This window comes from Flavobacterium sp., from assembly GCF_035760125.1.
GTDB lineage: Bacteria > Bacteroidota > Bacteroidia > Flavobacteriales > Flavobacteriaceae > Flavobacterium.
In genome coordinates this window covers 1-2,187 of the sequence record NZ_DASTTN010000424.1, presented here as the reverse complement: position 1 = coordinate 2,187, position 2,187 = coordinate 1, and the positions used below count along the sequence as shown (strand labels likewise).

The window sequence follows — 2,187 nt, the reverse complement described above, 5'->3', positions numbered from 1 at the left end:
TCGACATAATAACGTTTAGTTAACTCCACTAATTGTGCTAAATTCTTATTTTGGTTTTTACTGTTTTCTTTGAATTTTTCTAATTTCTGAATAAAATCTTCGTCTTTAATTTTATTGTTTAATTCATTCAGTTCATCCAATAATTTTTTATTTTTATCCAATTCCTTCTCAGTATTATCTAAGCGTTTTTGTAATAATTCTTTGGTTTCATCTTTCTGCTGAGGATTTGATTTATCCAAATTGTTTTTCATCTTATTGGCAAACTCCTTCATCAATTCATTTTGCTGTTGCTGTTGCTTAACAAAATCTTGAATCTTTTGACGATCATTAAAATTTAAACCTTCTTTTTCTTTATTCGTTTGTTGTAGTTTTTCCATTTCAGAAAATTGTTTGTCTTGCTTAGACAATGTTTTTTCCAAACTGTTTATAGCATTGTTTTGTTCCTGAAGAGTGTTATTTAGCTTTTCCTCATCAGACAAAATTCTATTTGAAAACACAGTGGAGCGAGAACTTTTAAAATGATGAATCGCATCATTATCAAAAACCTCAAAATAAAAATCATAGTTCACCCCTTTTTCAACATCTAGATTACTTGGAAAATTAAAAACAATTTGATCAAAAGTATCATGCTTAACAGCGATTGTTCCACGTTTGGCACTAAGTGGTTTTCCAGATTCATAGTAAACTATTTGCAACTTAGATAACCCATAATCATCTCCTACTTGACCAACAAAATAAGAGCTTTCAACACTCAAACTATCTGGAGCTTTGGCAATATTGATAGTCGGAAACTGATCTTTAACAACATTTAGCTGATAATTCAATTTTTCAAAGTTTTTTACTTCATTATTTGATGTAATAATTTGATATTCTGTATTTTGAACAATATTTTTAGTCAAATTAAACGCATTATCACTCTTAGCAAATGGAAAAGCCTGCAAATCATTTTTCCAAATCACATATTGGGTCGCATTTGTATTCATTACCCAAGTAACTTGAGTTCCTTCGGGAATAATGCCATTACCTGTTCCTTTTACAATAGTGCTTTTCAAATTCAAATAAGCAGGATAAACAAACTTCATCTCAAAATTTGAAATAGTTGGAACTGCAATCACTTTCAATTCATAGTCTGGTGAAACAACTGAATTAGCTTCCAAACGAAAAGAAACATTTTCCATAGGTTTGGCTATTTTAAATTGATATTCTCCAGGATGAATGGTTTCAAGATAATAGCTTTCATCTCCTATAAAAATCATAACATTTTCGGGAACTATAGCTCCATCTGATTTAATATGCAAAACAAAATCTTTGCCCTGTTCTGTAATCAAATTAGAATTTAAAACAGTGAATTTAAAAGGAGCAGGTGGAGAAAATGTCGAGTTGAAATGCACTACCCTATTCAAACTTTGAGAAATAATACGACTGTTTCCTGACAGAAAGAAGAAAAGTAAAAAAAGAATTGGTAAAATAGCTAAAGGCAAATATTTTCTATTGGTACTAAAATCAATCGCTTTTCCAAAAGGGATTGGACGTAAAGAGTTAGCTTTTTGTTCTATCGAAGCCAATAATAATTCTGAATTATAAGCAGAAATATCAGATTTTAAAAGCTGTAAATAATTTGTCAATGTATCATTTACCTCCGAAAAATGACTTCCAATAATAATAGAAGCCTGTGTATAATCAATTCCCTTTTTAAATTTTAAAATTTTAAAGATTGGAAACAGTATAAAACGAAGTAATAAAAACAATTCAACTGCAATAAAAAACCAAAACAAGAATATTCTACTCTTAGGTTTTAACCAAAGGAAATACTCAATAAAGAGAGTAAAAAGGAAATAGATTAATCCAAGCCCAACAAAAAATATAATGCCACGAATTAATTCATTTGTATAATACTTCTTTATAAAAGCTTCTAACTTTTGATGTATCGAATATGACTTTTCCAAAATTTCCGTATTAATTTAATAACCAATAAAAGTAATAATTTTAATGCTTACTAAAAGGTAAATAAAACATAATATTAAAGCGTTGAAGAAACACAAATTACAGTTACCAAAAGGACGAATTGAAATTGTATATTTGCAAAAAATTTACAATAATGTCTAAACCAGTTCGTGTGCGTTTTGCACCAAGTCCAACAGGACCTTTACATATTGGCGGAGTACGTACCGCTTTATTTAATTATTT

1 protein-coding gene and 1 pseudogene are annotated in these 2,187 nt (G+C 29.0%); one reads left to right on the top strand and one right to left on the bottom strand.

What is annotated here, in order from left to right; translation table 11 throughout:
- Window positions 1–1,946 (bottom strand): annotated as a pseudogene (locus VFS71_RS14935) (hypothetical protein); the annotation flags it as partial.
- A 152-nt stretch (window positions 1,947–2,098) separates the two neighbouring features.
- Between VFS71_RS14935 and VFS71_RS14930 the strand changes: the two are divergent.
- Window positions 2,099–2,187, top strand: an 89-nt coding sequence (locus tag VFS71_RS14930; RefSeq protein WP_326402228.1) for a glutamate--tRNA ligase family protein, incomplete at its 3' end; no start/stop codon positions are given.